The 19128-nt window shown below is 65.2% G+C and carries 18 protein-coding genes and 1 pseudogene; 8 read left to right on the plus strand and 11 right to left on the minus strand.

Annotated features, from left to right (window positions below; all coding sequences use genetic code 11):
• Positions 1–98 precede the first annotated feature (98 nt).
• Complete coding sequence (locus tag MRBLAR12_RS00725) at positions 99–1334, plus strand: MFS transporter (RefSeq protein WP_364742658.1); 1236 nt, start codon at positions 99–101, stop codon at positions 1332–1334.
• A gap of 242 nt (positions 1335–1576) precedes the next feature.
• On the opposite strand, the gene MRBLAR12_RS00730 is transcribed toward MRBLAR12_RS00725, so the two are convergent.
• Both MRBLAR12_RS00730 and MRBLAR12_RS00735 read right to left on the minus strand, forming a co-directional pair.
• Positions 1577–2425 (minus strand): HAD-IIB family hydrolase, encoded by an 849-nt coding sequence (locus MRBLAR12_RS00730; RefSeq protein WP_364742660.1) that lies wholly within the window; start codon positions 2423–2425, stop codon positions 1577–1579.
• 268 nt (positions 2426–2693) lie between these two features.
• Positions 2694–3317 (minus strand): HAD family hydrolase, encoded by a 624-nt coding sequence (locus MRBLAR12_RS00735; protein ID WP_364742663.1) that lies wholly within the window; start codon positions 3315–3317, stop codon positions 2694–2696.
• Positions 3318–3631: 314 nt separating this feature from the next.
• Here MRBLAR12_RS00735 and MRBLAR12_RS00740 point away from each other — a divergent pair.
• Positions 3632–4662, plus strand: a pseudogene (locus MRBLAR12_RS00740) (NADPH:quinone reductase).
• A gap of 372 nt (positions 4663–5034) precedes the next feature.
• Here MRBLAR12_RS00740 and MRBLAR12_RS00745 read toward each other — a convergent pair.
• From MRBLAR12_RS00745 to MRBLAR12_RS00765, 5 genes are read right to left on the minus strand one after another with little or no spacing between them, the layout of a single operon-like run.
• Positions 5035–5346, minus strand: a complete 312-nt coding sequence (locus MRBLAR12_RS00745; protein ID WP_364742665.1) for a thioredoxin family protein — start codon at positions 5344–5346, stop codon at positions 5035–5037.
• 31 nt (positions 5347–5377) lie between these two features.
• Positions 5378–6064, minus strand: coding sequence for a DsbA family protein (locus tag MRBLAR12_RS00750; protein WP_364742668.1), 687 nt, complete (start codon positions 6062–6064; stop codon positions 5378–5380).
• Positions 6064–6954, minus strand: a complete 891-nt coding sequence (locus MRBLAR12_RS00755; RefSeq protein WP_364742671.1) for a cation diffusion facilitator family transporter — start codon at positions 6952–6954, stop codon at positions 6064–6066. Before MRBLAR12_RS00755 ends, MRBLAR12_RS00750 begins: the two co-directional genes overlap by 1 nt.
• Complete coding sequence (locus MRBLAR12_RS00760; protein WP_364742674.1) at positions 6951–7277, minus strand: ArsR/SmtB family transcription factor; 327 nt, start codon at positions 7275–7277, stop codon at positions 6951–6953. Before MRBLAR12_RS00760 ends, MRBLAR12_RS00755 begins: the two co-directional genes overlap by 4 nt.
• A 55-nt stretch (positions 7278–7332) precedes the next feature.
• Positions 7333–7635 carry a YnfA family protein gene (locus MRBLAR12_RS00765; protein ID WP_364743714.1) on the minus strand — a complete coding sequence of 101 codons (303 nt, stop codon included), beginning with the start codon at positions 7633–7635 and terminating at the stop codon, positions 7333–7335.
• 416 nt (positions 7636–8051) lie between these two features.
• On the opposite strand from MRBLAR12_RS00765, the gene MRBLAR12_RS00770 reads away from it, so the two are divergent.
• Both MRBLAR12_RS00770 and MRBLAR12_RS00775 read left to right on the plus strand, forming a co-directional pair.
• Entirely contained in the window at positions 8052–8366 is a 315-nt protein-coding gene (locus MRBLAR12_RS00770; RefSeq protein WP_364742677.1) for a hypothetical protein, read from the plus strand.
• Positions 8367–9076: 710 nt separating this feature from the next.
• On the plus strand, positions 9077–9793 hold the full coding sequence (locus tag MRBLAR12_RS00775) for a hypothetical protein (RefSeq protein ID WP_364742680.1): 717 nt from the start codon (positions 9077–9079) through the stop codon (positions 9791–9793).
• A 54-nt stretch (positions 9794–9847) separates the two neighbouring features.
• On the opposite strand, the gene MRBLAR12_RS00780 is transcribed toward MRBLAR12_RS00775, so the two are convergent.
• The 3 genes from MRBLAR12_RS00780 to MRBLAR12_RS00790 form a co-directional block, all read right to left on the minus strand.
• On the minus strand, positions 9848–10780 hold the full coding sequence (locus MRBLAR12_RS00780; protein ID WP_364742683.1) for an alpha/beta fold hydrolase: 933 nt from the start codon (positions 10778–10780) through the stop codon (positions 9848–9850).
• A 220-nt stretch (positions 10781–11000) separates the two neighbouring features.
• Positions 11001–11378: a hypothetical protein gene (locus MRBLAR12_RS00785; RefSeq protein WP_364742685.1), complete on the minus strand. Its 378-nt coding sequence runs from the start codon at positions 11376–11378 to the stop codon at positions 11001–11003.
• Positions 11379–11438: 60 nt separating this feature from the next.
• Positions 11439–11987: a TOPRIM nucleotidyl transferase/hydrolase domain-containing protein gene (locus MRBLAR12_RS00790; protein ID WP_364742688.1), complete on the minus strand. Its 549-nt coding sequence runs from the start codon at positions 11985–11987 to the stop codon at positions 11439–11441.
• Positions 11988–12162: 175 nt separating this feature from the next.
• On the opposite strand from MRBLAR12_RS00790, the gene MRBLAR12_RS00795 reads away from it, so the two are divergent.
• On the plus strand, positions 12163–12837 hold the full coding sequence (locus MRBLAR12_RS00795) for a TetR/AcrR family transcriptional regulator (RefSeq protein WP_364742691.1): 675 nt from the start codon (positions 12163–12165) through the stop codon (positions 12835–12837).
• 146 nt (positions 12838–12983) lie between these two features.
• Here the strand turns inward: MRBLAR12_RS00795 and MRBLAR12_RS00800 are convergent, their stop codons facing one another.
• On the minus strand, positions 12984–14471 hold the full coding sequence (locus MRBLAR12_RS00800; protein WP_364742693.1) for an MFS transporter: 1488 nt from the start codon (positions 14469–14471) through the stop codon (positions 12984–12986).
• Between the two features lie 314 nt (positions 14472–14785).
• On the opposite strand from MRBLAR12_RS00800, the gene MRBLAR12_RS00805 reads away from it, so the two are divergent.
• From MRBLAR12_RS00805 to MRBLAR12_RS00815, 3 genes are all read left to right on the plus strand, one after another.
• Entirely contained in the window at positions 14786–15595 is an 810-nt protein-coding gene (locus MRBLAR12_RS00805; protein ID WP_364742696.1) for an SDR family NAD(P)-dependent oxidoreductase, read from the plus strand.
• Between the two features lie 107 nt (positions 15596–15702).
• Positions 15703–16860, plus strand: coding sequence for a serine hydrolase domain-containing protein (locus MRBLAR12_RS00810; RefSeq protein ID WP_364742698.1), 1158 nt, complete (start codon positions 15703–15705; stop codon positions 16858–16860).
• A gap of 24 nt (positions 16861–16884) precedes the next feature.
• On the plus strand, positions 16885–19128 hold the full coding sequence (locus MRBLAR12_RS00815; protein WP_364742701.1) for a cytochrome P450: 2244 nt from the start codon (positions 16885–16887) through the stop codon (positions 19126–19128).

The raw sequence follows: 19128 nt of genomic DNA on the forward strand, positions 1-19128 counted from the left end.
GACCGTTTATACCCCGATAAACGCAGCCTTCTCCGCCCGGTGAGCAAACGGTTGAAATGGATACAAGACATTTTCCACTGCCTAAATGAGGAATGCGTATGAGCGTGCAGACAAAAATCAAGGACGGCATTACTGCCGGCAATACGAAAACCGGTGAGATCGGACGGCGGCCGAAGCTTCCGGTGGTGGTCTACGTGCTGGCACTGGGTACGTTCCTGATGCTCACGAGCGAGTTCGTGGTGGCCGGCATTCTTCCGATGATCGCGGGAGACCTGAAGGTGAGCGTCGCCCAGGCCGGATCGCTGATCACCGTCTTCGCGATCGGCATGGTCATAGGCGCGCCGCTGATGGCAATGCTGACGATGCGCATGTCCAGGCAGCTGACGTTGGTCCTGGCGCTCATCGTGTTCGTTATCGGCCACATCGTTGTGGCGCTTGGCCCGGACTTCACGCTGCTGCTGGTGGCACGGTTCGTCAGCGCCCTTGCCACCGGCGCGTTCTGGGCAGTTTCCGCTGTGGTGGCCACCCGCGCCGCGGGCCCGTCCTCAGGTGCCCGAGCGGTAGGGGTCGTGGGCGCCGGCGGGGCACTGGCCACCGTTCTCGGCGTGCCGCTGGGGGCATTCGTAGCGCAGCTCGTCGGCTGGCGCGGAACCTTCTGGGCCCTGGCGGCCGCCGCCGCAGTTGCCACTGTTCTCGTCGCCCGCCTCGTGCCGCACGGCGCCCCGGCGGCGCAAACAACTTCGATCCGTGCCGAACTGGCCGGTCTCCGCTCGGGCCGGCTGTGGCTGGCGCTGGCTGCCTGCGCCGCGACGTGCGGCGGCGTGCTCGCCGCCTACTCTTACATCGCCCCGATCCTGACGGATCAGGCCGGCGTGAACGCTGCCCAGGTCCCGCTGGTGCTCACCGGATTCGGTATGGGCTCGGTCATCGGCACCCTCCTCGCCGGCCGCTTCGGCGACGCCCACCCCGGCCCGATCACGATCATTACACCCGCGGTGACCACCATCCTCCTGCTGGGAATCAGCCTGCTGCCCGGTTCGCCATGGCTGACCAGCGCACTGGTAGTCCTGCTGGGCCTGTTCGGCCTCAGCGCCAACAGCGTGCTGATTCACCTGGCGGTCCGCTTCGCCGGGAAAGCCGCGACCCTCGGTTCCGCCCTGAGTGTCTCGGCGTTCAACGCAGGCACCGCCGTGGGCACCGCCATCGCCGGGGCAGCCCTGCTCTCCCCGCTCGGGACCACCGGTCCCGGCCTCGTCGGCACGATCATTGCCGCTTTGACCTTGATTCCCGCCATTCCACTCGCCATCGCCACCCGCCGTCGTGCCGCGCGGTAAAGCCCGACGGCGCTGCGCCTGCGGTTGCCTCCGGCGCCGCCGGCGTCTCATGAACGGGCCGACCGAGGGCGGTCCACTGGCCGGGTCCTTCTCGCGATTGTCCTACTTTTGTGGCAATGATTAGGTCGTCCGCGTACGGCGAGAGTGTCTTGTGTATCAGTTGGTCTGTGACGAAGGGGCCGTGAAGCCTAGTTGCTTGGCAAGCGTCATGTCACTTCCGCGAAATCCCAAGCCGTGCCGGATTAGAGGAGGCCGAGCTCGGCGAACGCGGCAACGAGCCCCTCCTGCCGCGGACCGGCGGCGGTGAGGTCCGCGATGGCCATAAGCTCGGGGGACGAGCCTTCGATGGCGATGCCGACACCTGCGTAGGCGATCATCTCCAGGTCATTGGCGCCGTCACCTATCGCAATTGTGTCTTCGCGGGAGATGCCGAGGTGGGCGATAACGGCCGCGACACCGTCAGCCTTGCTGATCCCGAACTGGTACAGTTCGCCGGCGTGCCGGCCCTCGTCGGCCACCGAATTGGCGACGACGGCAATGCCGTCGCCGATTTCCTGGACCAGGCGCTCCATGGCAACGGGCGACTCAAAGACGGAGACCTTGGCGAAGGGCACGGCCCCACGGTCCGCAGTGGTGCGCACCGCGCCGAGAATAGCGGAAGAACCCACCGGGCCCTCCTGCGCCTTGCTGAAATGGGCGTCGAGGATCGCTCGCAAACGCTGCATCGCCGCCGGTGAAACGTGCAGCGCCTCCTGCGCCTCCAGGACATACACGGCGTCGTGCGCGTCGAGTGCCCTAACCGTTCTGGCCGCGAGATCTGCCGGGAAGCGCCGGTCCACGAGCACGGTCCCGGCCACCTCCACGTAGGCGCCGGCGCTGGCCACGATGCCATCGAAGCCTGCCGCGAGGATACTGTCGGGCAGCATCGAGACCGGCCGGCCGGTGCATAGCAGGACCCGGTGGCCGGCTTCACGCACTGCCCGCACAGCGCGCGCATGGCCCTCGGGGACCACGCCGTAGTCCGCGTAGGTGCCGTCCACGTCAAGGAAGACAGCCCGGACGGTTCCTGTGGTGCTCGGCGTTGCGCTCATGATCCGCGATCATATCCCAGCACCATCCCGATCCAGCCGGGACTCCTTCTTGTGGATTTGACGTTCTCGCTGTTCCACTTCCGAATCGGCGGCTGGCCAGAGAGGCCCTGCATCGAGTGGCGCCCGTGTTCACACCGTGCCGCCGCACGGATGTCCTAACCCGGACCGGAGCGCCCAGATTACAGGAGAGGGGAGTCGGTCCCTATGAACTGGTCCCCCTGGTGTCACGGGATCACATAGTTTTGCCCGTCCGGCGGACAGCCGTCGTTCACGCGACAGTTCCGCGCAGCGCTCGTACATCCACCGAGTCCATGCCTGCGTGCTGGGCCGCAGCGAGTCCCTCTTCACTGTCCTCAAAAACCAGGCAGTCGGCGGGGGAGACCTCCAGGCGTTTCGCTGCAGTCAGGAAGATATCCGGCGCCGGTTTCCCACGCTCGGCATCTTCTCTCGTGACAATGACGTTGAATAGATCCCGCAGCCCGAGCTCGTCGACGCTGGGCATCACAGTGGCCTTTCCTCCGCCGGTTGCAAGAGCGGTCAGAACCCCTGCCGCTGACGCTTCACGGAGAACGTTGACTACTGGCACGATTTCCCTGACGGACTCGAGCAGCTGCATGTATTCGCTGTTGCGCGCGCTCACGATCTGGTCCAGATTCAGGTCGATGTTCTGCTCGCCGCTGATGAGAGAGGCCATCTCCGGAGTGGACAATCCTGTTCGGGCATCGAACCACACCTTTTCCATTCGCGCACCCTGTGCGTTCAGGGCTGCGGCCATGGCCTGGTAGTTGGCCCCATGGCTGTTAACCAGGGTGCCGTCCCAGTCAAAAATCAAGGCGCGATAGCCGGTCCATGGCAGGGGCTCGCCGGGGGCGGCCTTGACGGTGGTGGGCAAATGCGGTTCCTCCGGATAGAAAGTAGCTCACTTCGCTGGTTTGAACTGGACGCTGAGGCAATTGCGCCAGCGGCGCCGGCCTGCACCGGCCAGCTGACGTCCGGGAGCCTCCTGATTCCTCCGGTGCAGCCCGGACGGCCCGGCCGGACCTGGTGATTGATTGATTCGAGCTGCTGAGGCCGGGTCTCGACCCTTGAAGTCCCGCCACAAGGCGGTCCAGTCAGGACGAAGGACGTTCCTGGCGAGGCCCGTTGCCCGCATCTGGTCCGGCACCCGGCGGGAATTTTCGGTCGGGGCCGGCGTTAGGTCTGAGTATGAAAGCTATCGTGTACCGTGCCACCGGCGACCCGTCTGTTCTCGAGCTCGTCGACCGCGAGATCCGCGACCCGGGGCGCGGGGAGGCACGCGTGCGGATCATGGTCTCCGCGGTGAACCCCACCGACTGGAAGTCCCGCCGCGGGGCCAAACCGGGCGAGCCCTTGCCCTTCGCGGAGGTCGTGCCGAACCAAGACGGTGCCGGAGTGGTCGACGCCGTCGGACCCGGCGTCGAGCATCTCCACGTCGGTGACAGAGTTTGGCTGGCCTTGGCCGCCTACCAGCGCGCCGACGGCGGGACAGCGCAGGAGTTCGCCGTCCTTCCGGCCGAGCGGGTCTTTCCGCTGCCGGAGAACGCCGGTTTCGACGTCGGTGCAAGCCTGGGCGTTCCTGCGGTCACCGCTCACCGGGCCCTGACCATCGCCGAGGACGGCCCGCGGCGGCTGCACCCGGGAGCCTTGGACGGCAAGGTAGTTCTCGTCGCTGGAGGGGCCGGCGCCGTAGGCCATGCGGCGATCCAGCTCGCCAAGTGGGCCGGCGCCGTTGTGATCGCGACCGTGAGCGGACCGGCAAAGGCTGCGCTGGTCACGGCCGCCGGCGCCGATCACGTCATCAATTACCGGGAAACCCACGCGGCCGCAGAGATCCGCCGGATCGCTCCCGAGGGCGTCGACCAGATCGTGGAGGTGGCACCCGCGCAGAACGCGGAACTTGACCTGGCAGTGATCCGCAACCGCGGCTCCGTCGCGGTCTACGCCAACAATGGAGGCGATCAGGTGACCCTGGACGTGCGCAGGCATTTCAGCCTCAATATCCGCTATCAGTTCGTGTTGCTCTACACCGTTGGCATGGCGGCGGTGCACGCCGCCGCCGAGGACACAATGCGGCCATCGCAGACGGCGCCCTTCCGGTGGGAGAGGCCGCGGGTCTTCCGCTGCATCGGTTTGACCTGGCTGACACTGCTGCGGCCCACGCGGCGGTGGAAGAGAGCATCGTCGGCAAGGTGCTGATCGATGTGTCAGCGGGCTAGGCGATAACGCTTCGGGAGCCTCGCGGAGGCGATCACGCGGTGCAGCCGCAGAACCGCGCGGGCCGAGCAGTCCGGACTGCGCACCGTGATGGATCAATATGGCCGCACTTTTGGGTCAACTCGGCGGACGGTCAGATATCGCGGGATTCTAGGGCTTCGGTGTCATTTTCAGGAGTCGTCTGCACGGAATGTCCGAAGTCCTCTGCACCGGGCAATCGGCCGCTGTAGAGTTGGCTGGCTCAGGGTCGGGTCCGACGCCTTAGGGCGACCCACAGCCCGCATCGCCGGCAAATGTAGGCAGGTTCGGCGCCGAGGGCATGAAGTTTCTCGCGCTGCATTGTCCGCCCGCAGCAGGTGCACTGGCAGTACGTATCAGAGGCCATGGTTCGTGAGGGCTTCCATGACTTGGACGACGGTCGGCACGCCCGCATGACCGCCGGGCGTGGGGTAGATCCGGCATGCGAGGTCACTGCTTGGTGCTCCGTCGGGGAAGATGTCGGTTCCGTCTGCGGTGATCGTGGGTGAACCGGCAAATCCGGTTCCGGCGGTATCTGCAGAAGACTTTATGGGCCGCAAATGGACGGGGACGTCACCACGCCCCAGGGCGGTCAGGGCTGCTTCGACCTGTTCGAGCGCTTTTGACGTGTTGGGGCAGTCATCGATGTGGAGCAGTTCTATTCTCATGCGGTCATTGTTCCTGTCCGGGTCAACCGGGCTATTTTGCGGCGTCGGCGAGTTTCTGGCGGAAGTCCGCTTCGCCGCTAAGGACGAGCTTTTCGCCGCCGAGGAAGAACGTGGGTGTCCCGGTCACGCCCAGGGCTGTGCCGTCGGTGACGTCTTTGCGGATCCGGTCCTTGGTCTGTTCATCCGTCACGGCGGCGTCGTAGGCGTCCAGGTCCAGGCCGAGCTCCTGCGCGAAGGTCCGGAACAGGGCGCCTTGGGAGTCCTGCTTTTCGCCCCACTGGGGCTGGGTTTCGAACAGCTTTGCGGCCATCTGTTCGTACTTGCCCTGCGCGGCCGCGGCTTCGACGGCGAGGGCCGCGGTTCCGGAGTTCCGGTGCCCGGGGAGCGGGAAGTAACGGTGGACGAACGTGATCCTGTCCCCGTATTCCTGCTTCAGTTGCTGCACGAGCGGCTCGGCGGCGCGGCAAGATTCGCACTCGAAGTCCAGGAACTCGACCAGCTGCGCCTTCTCCGTGGACGGAGATGTCACGCGGTGGCTGTCCTCCCGGACGAGCTGTGCGTGAGTGGCAGCATGCGGGGGTGTGGGTTTGGTGGCGGTGAAGACCGCGTACCAGATGACACCGCCGGCGACGATGACCCCCAGCAAGATCCATATCACCAGGCGGGCCGTCTTGGCCGGGTCGCTGGGGGCCGGGGTGTTTGTCAGGGTCCGTGCCATCAGTGGTGGATGCTTTTCTGGTCGCTGCGGGCTGGTTCTGTGGCATTCGCTTTTGGGGTCAGAGACAGGCTGACAGCTTTCGGTTCGGGACCGGATCCGCAGCCCTCGCAGCAGCCGGAAGCCGCACTTTGCCCGGCATCCGTATCCGGAACTGCGTGCACACCCGAACCGGCCGGTCCGCCGTCGTCGTTTGTGACGGGGCAGGGTTCGGGGGTGGCACAGCAATCGTCACCTTCCCCGTCGTGGCTTACCCCGGTATGCGGGACGGTGCAGCACACATCGCCGCGCCAGGCGTCGATGCCTTCCCGGACGGCGATCCCGGCGATGACCAGGGCTGCGCCGGCGTCTGCCCACCACCATCCCAGCGTGCTGTTCAGCACCAGACCGGCCAGCAGAACCGCGGAGAGGTACGTACACAGCAGCGTCTGCTTGGAATCCGCCACCGCGGTCCTGGATCCGAGTTCCCGTCCGGCCCGGCGCTGAAGCCAGGACAGCACGGGCATGATGGCCAGACTCAGGGCAGCGATGACAATGCCCGGAGTGGAATGCTGTGCCTCGCCGCCTCCGGTCAGCGACCTGACAGAGTCCACAGAGACGAACAGTGCCAGGGCGAAGAAGGAGATCGCGATGATCCGCAGGGTCAGGTGCTCGCGCCGTTCAGGGTCTTTAGCGGAGAACTGCCAGGACAGGGCGACCGCGGAGGCGACCTCGATCACCGAATCGAGTCCGAAGCCGATCAAAGCTGACGAGTCCGCGACGTTGCCTGCCCAGAGCGCGACGACGGCCTCGATGATGTTGTAAGTGATGGTCGCGGCCGCGAACAGCCGGATCCGCCGGCTCAAGACGGCGCGCCGGGAGGCCGTGTGCACGGGCTGAATTGTCGTGGTCATGCCAGGCACGTCCCGTCCGGGGCACAGCAGGCCGGGTCAACGGCCAGCACCACGCCGAGCAGATCCCTGATGGCATGTCCCAACCGGGCGTCAGCGAGCTCATACCGGGTCCGCCGGCCGTCCGGGACAGCCACCACGAGGCCGCAGCCCCGCAGGCATGTCAGGTGGTTGGAGATGCTCTGCCGCGAGACCCCCAGGGAATCGGCCAGTTCCGACGGGTACGCGGGCGCATCCGCCAGGGCCAGCAGAATCCGCGCCCGGGTGGGGTCAGAGACCGCGTAGCCGAACCGGGCCAGCACCGGGGCATGCGTGAGGGTTTCCATGCAACCCAAAATACAGGCGTCGATGTATTCACACAATTGTGTATTGAAGCGGTTTTCAGCCGGCGCTACGCGGTGCGAACATGATCACGGCCACCCCGAGCAGGCAGATCACGGAGCCGGTGATGTCCCACCGGCCGGGCCGGAAACCGTCGAAAATCATCCCCCAGCCCAGGGACCCGGCAACGAACACCCCTCCATAGGCGGCGAGGATCCGGCCGAAGTGCGCGTCGGGCTGCAGTGTCGCGGCGAAGCCGTAGACACCCAGGTCCACGACCCCGAGTCCGGCCCACCACCATTCCTTGCCCTCGCGGACCGACTGCCATACGAGCCGGGCCTGAAAAGAAAAAAGATTTCCGATCGGTGCGTAACCTTTCGGGCTACGCCAACGATTACCCCCTTGTAAGCGCCGCTCGGAGCCAGGACCCCCCATCGGGCACCGGCCGGCCCTGCACCGTAAGCGTCGGCCGGCGCCTTCCCCCCATCTGGTCTCCGGTCGACCCTTCACCGTCAGCGCTTGCCAGCGTCTGTCCCCATCGGGCGCCGGCCAGCCTTCCATGGCGAAAGCGGGCTGTCGACTGCCCCCATTAGGCCTCAGCCTGTTAGTTGGCAATGCTGCTTTCCTTGTTTTCGTCAATGGCGGCGGGCCGGTTCAGTGGGCCGCGTTGGCGCCATGAGGGGACTTCGATGACCAGGACCTACCGGACCTGGTGCGGAGTTCGGCGGTCACCCGCCGAACCGAAATGATGAACAGGAACTTGGGAGAACGAGCAGACCGTGACGGCAACAGCGAATAGATCGGCCCTGGACGTTGCCGTGGATGTCCGGTTCACCCCGGCCGGCACACCCCTGGCCATCCGGCACGAGGACCGCATCTGGGCCGCAGCCGCCGATCCGGTGCACTGGTTCACCCGGGAGGCCTGGCCGGACACCCAGCGCACGGCGGCCGTCGGCGACGGCGACCTGGTGGGCATCGAATACTGGCGCATCCAGGTCCGCCTTAGCTCAAACTCCGCACTGCGGACCTTCACCCTGCGCCGGAACCCGCCCGCTACCCAGTGGTTCCTGGAAAACATCAGCGGCGGCGGCTAGGCAACAGGGACCCAGAACCGCCTGCCCCGTCGGGTACACCACGTTTGAGTTGGCCGATCTTTTCAAGCACCAAGAGCCGGAATGGGTTCGACCCGACGCCGTCACGGGGCTCGGTCCAGTTGCGATAGGGGTCGAGGGCAGCATTTACGGTCGGAATCAGCAGTAACTCCACCATGCTTTGAACTGGGTCTGATGCACATCGTGTGGAATCGGCACCAGGTTGTCGAAGCCGTCGCTGCCTGCTTCTTCGGGAACCACTCCATCGAATCTCACGCGCCGATTGTGAGACGGACACGGCTGGTTGGCAACACTAACTCTGTCTGGATCCAGGTTCCTGCCGTGACGCGGGCGTTCAACTGAATGAAAAATCTCCCGCGACCAAGGGTGAAATCCGGGTTTGCCCAGGGTCCGCTTCAGGGGAGTCCCCGATCCTTCTGGACCATTAATCGCCCTAGTCTGAACGTCGTGCCCACAGCAACCGTGAACCAGCGCCCCCGTCCTTCGTTCCTCCTCCGCAACTGGCAGCACCTGTCCGCGCCAGCCAAAGTCCTCGCCGCCGTCGGCCTTATCATGGCCGTCTCCGCCGTCTTCCATACCGTGGTTTTCCTGCAGTCAGGCACTGCCTGGGAAGGCCCTGTCTCGTGGCGCAAGCCGATCACCTTTGGCTTGTCCCTGGCACTCACCGCCATCACGCTCGCCCTCATCGAATCTTGCCTACGTTTGCGCCCGTTGACTCGTGGCTCCTTCTCGGCATTCTCAGCGCCGCGTTTGTGGTCGAGGCCGCGCTGGTGACCATGCAGGCCTGGCGCGGGGTACCCTCGCATTTCAACACCGCCACGCCCTTCGACGCCATGGTCTTCTCAGCTATGGGCATGACCGTCATGGTCATCGTCGTCGTGATTGTCAGCCTGGCCATCCTGAGTTTCACCTCAGCCAAACCCGGTGCGCCCGACCTCACGCTGTCCGTCCGGGCCGGCATGGTGCTGCTCGTCGCGGGACAGGTCCTCGGCGCGGCGATCATCGGCGTCGGCGAACCTGCCGTCCTGTCTGGCAACGAGGCAGCGGTCTTTGGTCCGGAAGGTGTCGTCCTCGGTGCCGCCGGCATCCTCAAATCTCCTCATGGCATCGCCCTGCATGCCATCCAGGTGCTGCCCCTGCTCGGGTGGCTTGTCCAGCGCTCCTCCTGGTCAGATGTTCGACGTCGGCACGCGGTGTGGAGCGCGGGCATCGGCTATTCCCTGGTCCTGGCAGTCAGCGTCTTCCAGGCCTACACTGGCCAGGCGCAGTTCGCCCTCAGCATCGGGACGCTCGCGGCAGCACTGGCGGGGGTCCTCCTCGTCGCCGTGCCCTACGTGGATGCAGGCGTCCAGGTTCTCCGCGAACGCAAGGATGTTGCCGCAGGCCAAAGGCCGCGTCCACGCAGTTGACTGACCCAAGCACCAAAGCGGCGGACTCAGGCGCGGATACGCCTGAGCAGGCTGTCATTTCGTCAGTTGGCCGGTTTGCTCTGTTCCGCCGGCTTTGCGCAAGACCCTGCGCAGGGTTGCCGCCCATTCGTGGGGCATGTCGGTGTACGAGCCATGGTGACCCGGGAATGTCACCAGCTCACAGCCCAGCCGCTCTGCCAGGATGAGCGACACTTCAGCAAGCCAGGTCTTCCGTTCCTGGGTCCACTTGCCCACGGCCATAATGACCGTCACTCCGTTGCGATGAACCATTTGAACATCCGGGAGATAGTTCGTCACCGGCAGGAGTTCGAGCTTCATCAGGACACTGTTCGCGTCGAGCGAGCTGATGCGAGACTCGTGTTGCCGGAACTCTCTATGGCCGCGGGCATATCTCGCGGCTTGGGCATGTCCTTTGACAAGTTTCCTCACGGGAACCTGAATTCCGAAGATGAAACGAAGCCCTGCCAGCGAAGGGCCGAAGTGGTAGGCCGTTCGGTATACGTTGGCGAAGAAACGCTGCCACTTGGCAGCATTCGGGGATACCCTCGCACACGGCGGCTCGTGAGCGATGGCGGCCCGCACGGCATGGGGTTGGGTCCTCGCCGCATCAAGGGCAATCACAGCCCCGCTGCTGCTCCCGAAGATGAAGGCCGCCTGCTCACCGGCGGCATGGATGACTGCTACCGCATCCCGGCTTTGCTGGCTGATCTCGAAATTCTGGGGACTGTTGGAAGTGCTGCGGGCGTTCGCACGGCGGTCGTAGGTGATTACCTTGAATTCGTCTGAGAGGAGGTCCGCGACGGCCGCATACAAGTCCGCGTCCCCACCGGCTCCAGGGATCAACAAAAACGCCGGCCCGTGACCCCGTACTTCGAAGTACAGGTCATCGCCTTCCGACCTGACACGGTTCGTCGTCACCCTGACGTTGGGCTGTGGACTACCGGGTTCCCGCCCAGACGTCGTCATGATCGAACAGTACTCCAACTGGCCGGCGAGACGGCTTGAGGAGAAATCACTTCGGAACAACACTGTGACGAGCCAGGCCCCAGGGCGGACAACGTTCTGATCAAGTTACCGGGGTGGGCCGGGCGGTACCTCTGTCTCGGAAAATCGGAAGGACGCTCGCTTCCCTTGAGTTCTCCGACGTTCATGGGGATCAGGCTGTGCAGGACAGGCGGGGCGACGATCAGGCGGTCGGCCGTGACTGCTGGATCTCCGGTGCGATTCGCGCTCGCCGGGGCCTCATGGTCCAGGCGATTCCCGCCGCCCACACCAGAAGCAGCACCGGGGATCCCGCCAGGATAGTGTCCAGCACTTGGTTGGACACGGCAAACGCGACAGTCCCGGTGACCAGCATCGGGACGAGCAGCACTGCGATGGCGGGGACCCAGTGTGCGGTGAACCCATTGCGGCGCAGCACGGTGGTTACGGTAGCGACAAAGCCTGCGAGCAGCAGCAGCTTCAGGCTGTCGAGGCGGTCAATTGCCTGCACGAGTCCGAGTGTGTCCTCGGCTGTCATCGCGTCGACTTCGAGGACAGTCACCGCGGCGATGGCGGCCTGCACCAACGACGCGACCGCCGCGCCAACTCCTGCGGCGAGGGCCCATCTATTTGGACAGTCGGATCACCGTGAGAATGATGCAACGAGGCGGGCTAGCGGCGCAGGCGCATGTCCGGCCGGCAATGCGTCGACCAGCAGTGGCGCGTATCGGACCTTGTTACCGCTGCGTCCTCCGAAGAACCGGCGCAACTGCGCCGTTATTGGCCGATCTCGCAATGACGGCTGGCGTTGGAGGAGCCGGAACGACGCGAGCTCGCCTTGAGCCGCGATGACATTGAGCACGGCATCGATCCCAAGGCAGCGGATGAGTTCGTCCTCTAGATCGGCGTCACAGACGTAGAACCCAAGCTCGGCCAGCGAACCGGACCCGATACCTGCACGGCCGAGCGCGCGGGCGACGCCACGAGATTCCCCTGCATCACACAGGCCGAACAACCGGTGGCCTGCACCATTCGGGCCGTAGCGGTCGATGAAGTGGACGATGCTCGTCGCGCCTCCCATCGGTACGACCGACACCCGCAAGGCTGTCAGGTCATGGCCAAGGCGTAAGGCCAGCGTCTCGACCGCCAGCCGGTCACTCTCGCCCTCGACTAATACCGTCGTCGCCTGCATGGAACTAGTATGTCGGACGCCCGGCCGCGACAGGATACTCCCGGTAGATGGGTGCAAGGATTTCGCGAGTCGTCTTTCGGTGCGACCTGAATTCAGCAGTTTCACGCTCAAGGGCTGGTGAGGGCTCGCTTCGGGTTTCCGAATTCCAGCCGTTCCCGGTGATAAGTTGGTGAGCGTGACCACTGCCGACAACGAAAAATATGCTGAGCCTCGTCGGCAAGCGCCGGGTTCCCAACGCACGCAGGCTCCCAGGCAATCCCTGCGTGAGGTGCAGAAACAAGTGACCCGCGAGCGGCTGATCGAGGCCGCTTCGGAGGAATTCCGCAGCCGCGGCTTCAATGAGACGACTGCCGAGAACATCGCGAGTGCGGCCGGCGCCAGCCGCGCCACGTTCTACGTCTATTTCCGGACCAAAGCGGAGATCGTTGCCGAGCTGATGAGGCGGAGCCAGTCCGACGTGATGGCCGCCTACCGCCGCCTGGACGATTTGGAAGATCCGGACCAGGCCAGCATCCTCGACTGGCTGGACGACACCATCATGTTGTGGCGAGAGCGCTCCAGCGACTTCACCACCATGGAGCAGGCTCTGGCGAACGATGACCTGGTGACCGAGACGTGGATGACTATCCTCGGCGACACCTACAAGGTCATGCCGAGGACCTTTGCCCGATATACGGATCCGGTGCAGCACGAACGCGCGCGGCTCCATTTGCTGACACTCCAGATGGCGCTGGACAGGACCATGTTCTTTACGATCCTTCGCGGCAGGCCACTGGACATGGCCCTGCTCAAGGACGTGTTGGCAATGCAATGGCTGGCCTTCGTCCGCGGTGACGCCCCCGCCAGCTAGACGGACAGAACCACACGTTAGAACCAGACGCCAAAGGCGCCGGACCATGGGCCCGGCGCCCTTGTTGTGGTTCAAATGCTCAGCTGAGCTGATTCAAACCGCGGTGATTCAACCTGCGCTGATCCATGTCAGCGGATCCTTCGACCTCAGTGGCTGGCCACTTCGGTCAGCTGCACGCGCTTGGAGAGGGTGAATGCCGCGATGATCGCCACGATCGAGACGATGGCCGCCGTCAGGAAGCCGGTGGCATAGTTTTCGGCCGGCGGAAGCGGAGCCGCGGGGGTTGTGTTCAGGCCGATGATGGCGGCGTAGACTGCCGTGCCGATTGCCGAGGCGGACAGCGCAATCCCCACGTAGATGGAGGCCGTGCCGGCGCCTTTCCCGGCCGGCGCTTCGGCGGCGATGATCGAGATGGCGATGGTCAGGACCGTGGTGTAGGCGACGCCGTAGAAGAGGATGCCGACGACGACGGCCCACAGCTGAGTGTGCATAAAGTACAGCCAGACAAAGGACAGCATCAGCAGGAACGCCCCGGCGGCGAGTGGGCCGCGCGGGGGAACACGGTGCAGCAGCCGCGGGATGACGGTGGAAACGACGATTCCGGCCAGGGTCATGGGGATGAACAGGAAACCGGCGGTCAGTGGATTGAGTCCGAAGCCGTAGCCGGCCAGCTCGGCAGGTGTCAGTGCCCAGCCCATCACGAAGTTGAACATCATGATGCCGGCGATGCCCAGGGTCACGAATACGGCGTAGGCGGGCATCAGTCGCGTGCTCAGCAGCAGGGAGATGTCAACGAGCGGCTGCTTGCTGCGGGATTCCGCTACAAGCGCCAGGCCAAGGCCCACGACGCCGGCGATCACCCAGGTCAGGGTGGCGGGCGAGGTGAAACCCCAGGCGGGGCTCTGGCTCAAACCGATGCAGATGGCCGTCAGGGAGAAGCCGAGCAGGGTGACGCCGGCGACGTCGATGCGCTTGCTCTTGCCCCGGTTCCGCAGCGTGGCGTCCGAGTCCGAGCCCCATAGCAGCATTCCCGCCATGCTCAGGACGGTCAGGGCGGCGCCGATCCAGAAGGCGTGGCGCCACGTTGCGCCGACGACCACCATGAGTCCGCCCACGCCGAAGCCCAGCGTGACGCCGACGGCCTGGCCGCCCGCGATGATGCCGATGGCCTTTTTGCGGTCGAAGTTGCTCAGGCGGTCGTTCATGATGCCCACCACCAGGGCCTGTCCGGCCATGATGCCGGTCAGCGCGCGGCCGATCACCAGGACGGTGAAATCAGTAGCGAGTGCTGACATGACATAGCCCACGAAGATGCCGACGATGCAGATGATCATCACCTTGCGGTGGCCGAAGACATCGCCCGCCTTGGACAGCAGGGCGATGGAGGCCGCCCCCATGAGGAGGGTGGCCAGCAGTGCCCAGGAGACCTGGGACGGCGTGAGGCCAAGATCCATGCTCATGGACTGGTAGAGCGGGATGGCCATCATGGCGCCCACTTCGTTGAGCATCTGCAGGCCGGAGAACGTCACGGCCATGAGCATGCCGGCGCGCTTCCAGGGGAGCTTTCTCTGCGTATCCGGCAGCTCTGCCGGGGCCAGTTGGACGGCCGGGGAGCCCGTCGTGGGAACTGTCATGCTTCTCCTTTGAAGAGAGGCCCGGGGGCCTCGAAGTTCTGTCTCTGGTACGGGGTCCCCGCAGCCGGCAGGCTCCAGAGCGAAGCGCCGGGAAGTGTGTTCAGACCCGGCCGGTGATGTGTGACCGTCCTCACGGGGATGAGAGAAGCAGAACACATTGGCTGGACTGTTGTCTAGTGATTCAACAACTGCTTTTTTATTTATCGAATGTCCAGCATTTTGGCTGGACATGTGTCTAGCGAACTGCAACACTGGTGCCCTACATCACAGCCCACGACCGCACTGCGGGGTGGACAGCAGAAAGGCACAACGTCGTGACTCTTGAAGGAAAAGTGGCATTCATTACCGGAGCGGCCTCCGGAATCGGCCTTGCCACCGCAAAGGCTTTCGCTGACGCAGGTGCCCGGGTGGTGGGTGCGGACATGTCCGATGAGGCGTTGTCCCGCGAGTTCTCCGCCATCCCCGGTTCACTCGCCATCGCGCTGGACGTCACCAGCAGCACGGCGGTCAACGATGCCTTTGCCAAACTCGACGCAGAATTCGGCCGCCTCGACGTGGTCATCAACGCGGCCGGCATCAACGCGCCGTCCAAGGCGGCGAACGACAAACTCGTTGACACCAACGTCCGGGCCTTCCGGGCAGCACGGGAAGGCGAGGAGTTTTTCCCCGACTTCCTCGGCGACATCACTGACGAAGACTTCCGCCGTGTCCTGGAAGTCAACCTGTTCGGTCCCTTCTATGTCATGCGGGCAGCGGCGCCCCTGCTGAAGCGCACTGGCGGCGGCTCAATCGTCAACGTCTCCAGCTCGGCAGCCCTGCTCGGCGTTCCGATGCCGCTGTACTACCCGGCGTCCAAGGCCGGAGTCCTCGGCATGACCAGGGCAGCGGCCGCCGAACTTGCCCCCTTCAATATCAGGGTCAACGCGATCGCGCCCGGCGCTGTGGACACCCCGTTGTTCCGCCAACAGCCCGAGGAAATCACCGGAATGCTGATCGGCATGCAGCCCATCAAACGCCCCGCAACCCCGGAGGAAATCGCCGCCACGATGGTGTTCCTCTCGAGCGAAGCGGGCGCCTACTACACCGGGCAGACCCTCTCGCCGTCCGGCGGCCTCCACATGTAGGTCTGCCGCTGCGCACCGTGGCAACGGTCCGCCGTCGGAAATTACGACGGCGGGCTGCCGCCACGCTTTTCATCCCCCCGTTAAGCCAGGCACACAGGAGCAGGACCATGACCCACGGACTCAACGCCGAGACCATCGGACTACTAGAGCAGACCATCCGCAACGACATCAGCGCCGGCGACTACGACGGCGCCCGCATCATCGTGGCCCGCCACGGCGAAGTGGCCCTCGACGCCACCCTCGGATGGGCGGACCGCGCCGCCGGCCGCGCCATGGAAGCGGACAGCATTTTCAGGGTCCTCTCGCTGACCAAAGCCTTCACCAACGCCCTGGTGTACCAGGCCATTGGCGAGGGCAAGCTCGCCCTGAGCACCCGCGTGGTGGACATCATTCCCGAGTTCTACGGCAGCGACCGGTTCCGCGCCGGACGCAAGGACCGCGTGAACCTGGCCCACCTGCTGACCCACCGCTCCGGGATGCCGGCCACGCCCGAACCGCTCCCGAACGCCCGGCTGGGCAACCTCAGAGACGTCATTGCCGCCATCTGCGAACTCGACGTGGTCCACGAGCCGGGCACCAACCTCACGTACTCACCCGCGGTCAACCATGCGCTGATGGGCGAGATGCTCCGCCGGGTCTACGGTGCCGACTCGTTCCGCGACCTGGCCGGCAAGAACCTGTTCGGCCCGCTGGGCCTCAAGGACACCCGGTTCGGTCCGCTGGAAGACTGGAAGGACCGGATGGTTCCGCTCAAGGCCTACATCCCGGACTCCGGCTGGCTCTCGGCCAAGGACATCGAGGTCCTGGACGACGTCATCAACGAGGAAGCCGAGATGCCGTGGGTCGGGTCGGCCAGCACCGCTGCTGATGTCTTCGCCTTCGCCGAAATGATCCGCCGCAAGGGGGCCCATAACGGCCGCCAGCTAATTGCGCCGGCCGTCCTGGACGCCGCCACCACACTGCAGACAGGCGACATGACCAACGACCTGTACGCCATGATCGCCCGGATGCGCGGCTGGGAAGAGCCCCCGGGAAACTTCGGCCTGGGCTTCTCGCTGAGCGGCACCGGAACCCATCCCTCCTTCTTCGGGCCCTTCACCAGCCCCCGGACCCACGGCAACTACGGCGCGGGATCCACGCTTTTCTGGATCGACCCGGAACGCGACATGACCTTCGTCTGCCTGACCGCCGGCGTCATGGACGAGGGCGACAACGTCCTGCGCTTCCAGAAACTCTCCACCATCGCCGCGTCCGCGGTCCTCTGACACCCCTTCCTCCTGGAGCACACCATGTCCATCAACACGATCGCCCCTGCCCACCCCGGCCCGCTGGCCCCCGGCTTCGACGCCATGGGCGACGACTACTACCGCGACCCGGCCCGGCATTTCGCTGACGTCCGCGAGGGCAAGCCTGCCTTCTTCTACCCGTACCTGAACGCGTGGATCATCACCCGCCGCGCCGACGCGGAAACCATCCTGCCCGACTGGCAGAAGTTCTCCAGCGCCAGCAACGGCGGGCTGATCCCGGTCCCCGAGGCCTATCAGGAAATCATGCCAGCCGAGCTGATCTCCCGGATCCTGGTAGGTTCTGACCCTTCAGGGCACACCGTGGCCCGGCGCGTAGCCCAGAAGGCCTTCCTGCAGGAACGGATGGAAGCCCTTCGGCCCGAGATCGAAACCCGCGCCCACCGCATCATTGACCGGTTCGAGGCGGAGGGTCACGCCAACCTGATGGACGCCTACTGCCTGGAGCTCACCACGCAGACGCTCCTCGCCCTGATGGGTCTCGGCCCGGAATTCGATTCCATGATGCGCGGCCTCCGAGACGACTTCTTCCAGGTGCTCGCCAGCGCCCAGGAAAAGCTTGAAGAACCGCGCCGCTCGGAAGTATGGGACAGCTATGTCACGGCCCAGCTGACCCTGCGCGGCATTGTCCGCGAACGGCGGGACAGCCATGCTGACGACCTCATCTCCGTCATGGCCCGGGACAAGGACAGGGAAGGCAACTGGTCCCTATCCGAGGAGCAAATCGCCCTGCACCTGAGTGAATTCGCCGCCGCCGGCACCGATACCACCGCCCAGGCCATGGCCAACGCGGTCATCTTCCTCAACGAAACACCGGCCGCGCTCACCGACGCCCTGGACGACCCCGCGCTCTGGCAGCGGGTCTTTGACGAGACCGTGCGGCGCCGCCCGTCGTCGACGTTCGCGTCCCGCCGGGCCAACGTGGATGTCACCATCGGGGACGCCCACATCAAGGCCGGCGATATGATCTGGATCGCCCTGGCCAGTGTTAATACGGACCCGGAATACTACGACCGGCCCTTCGAGTTCGATATCCACCGCGAGGACGCCCGGGACCACCTGGCGTTCACCAAGGGACGGCACACCTGCCTGGGCCAGCCACTGGCCCGCGCCCAGGGATCCACCGGCCTGAAGGTGCTCTTCGAACGCCTGCCCAGCCTGCGTCCCGCCAAGGACTGGGGCCTGGACTTCATCCGGTTCGCGCTGCTGCCGGTCCGCCGGAGCCTTGAGGTGCAGTGGGACGTGGCACCCAAGGCGGCGCAGCACGCCGTCGAGCTTCCCGCGGACCCGACGGCCACCCTGGAACTGACGGTGCGGGAACGCCGGGAGGAATCCGACGGCGTCGCATCCCTGACACTCGTGGACCCGGCCGGCCGCCCGCTGCCCACCTGGCACCCCGGTGCACATATCGATGTCCACGTTGACGGGCATGTCAGGCAGTACTCGCTCTGCTCGCCCGGCGGGGACCAGTCCAGCTGGCGCATCGGTGTGCTCAAGGAAGCCAACGGGCGCGGCGGATCGCTGGCCATCCACACCACCGTGGAGGCCGGATCGACGCTGACCGTCAGCCAGCCGCGCAACAACTTTGTGCTCCAGCCGTCCCCGAACTATGTCTTTATCGCCGGCGGAATCGGAATCACCCCGATCCTGGCCATGGTGGCCCAGGCCGAACAGGAAGGCGCCGACTGGAGCCTCGTGTACGGCGGCCGGTCACGGGCCACCATGGCCTTCCTGGACGAGCTCGCAGAATTCGGTGACCGGGTGCGGCTCGTCCCGGAAGACACCGACGGCCGGGTTGACTTCGCTGCCTGCTTGTTGGACGTCCGGCCTGACACCCTGATCTACTGCTGCGGCCCGGAGCCGCTGCTGAACGTCGTCGAAGGCGCCTCGGCGCACTGGCCCGCGGGCAGCCTGCACGTGGAGCGCTTCGTGCCGAAGAAGATCGATGCCAGCGGCGACGTTGCCTTCGAGGTCGAATTCGCGGACAGCGGCGTGACGCTCACCATCCCGGCAGACAAATCCATCCTCGAAGTCGCCCAGGCGGCCGGGCTCCCGGCCCTGTCATCGTGCAGCGAGGGGACCTGCGGCACCTGTGAAACCCCGGTCATCTCGGGTACTCCCGACCATCGGGACTCCATCCTGACGGACGACGAGAAGGCCAGCTGCGAGAGCATGTTCATCTGCGTCTCCCGGTCCCAGGGCGGCTGCCCGCTAAAGCTCGGACTCTGA

Origin of the sequence: Arthrobacter sp. LAR12-1-1.1 (assembly GCF_040676555.1) — a bacterium.
In the GTDB taxonomy this organism is placed as follows: Bacteria; Actinomycetota; Actinomycetes; order Actinomycetales; family Micrococcaceae; genus Arthrobacter.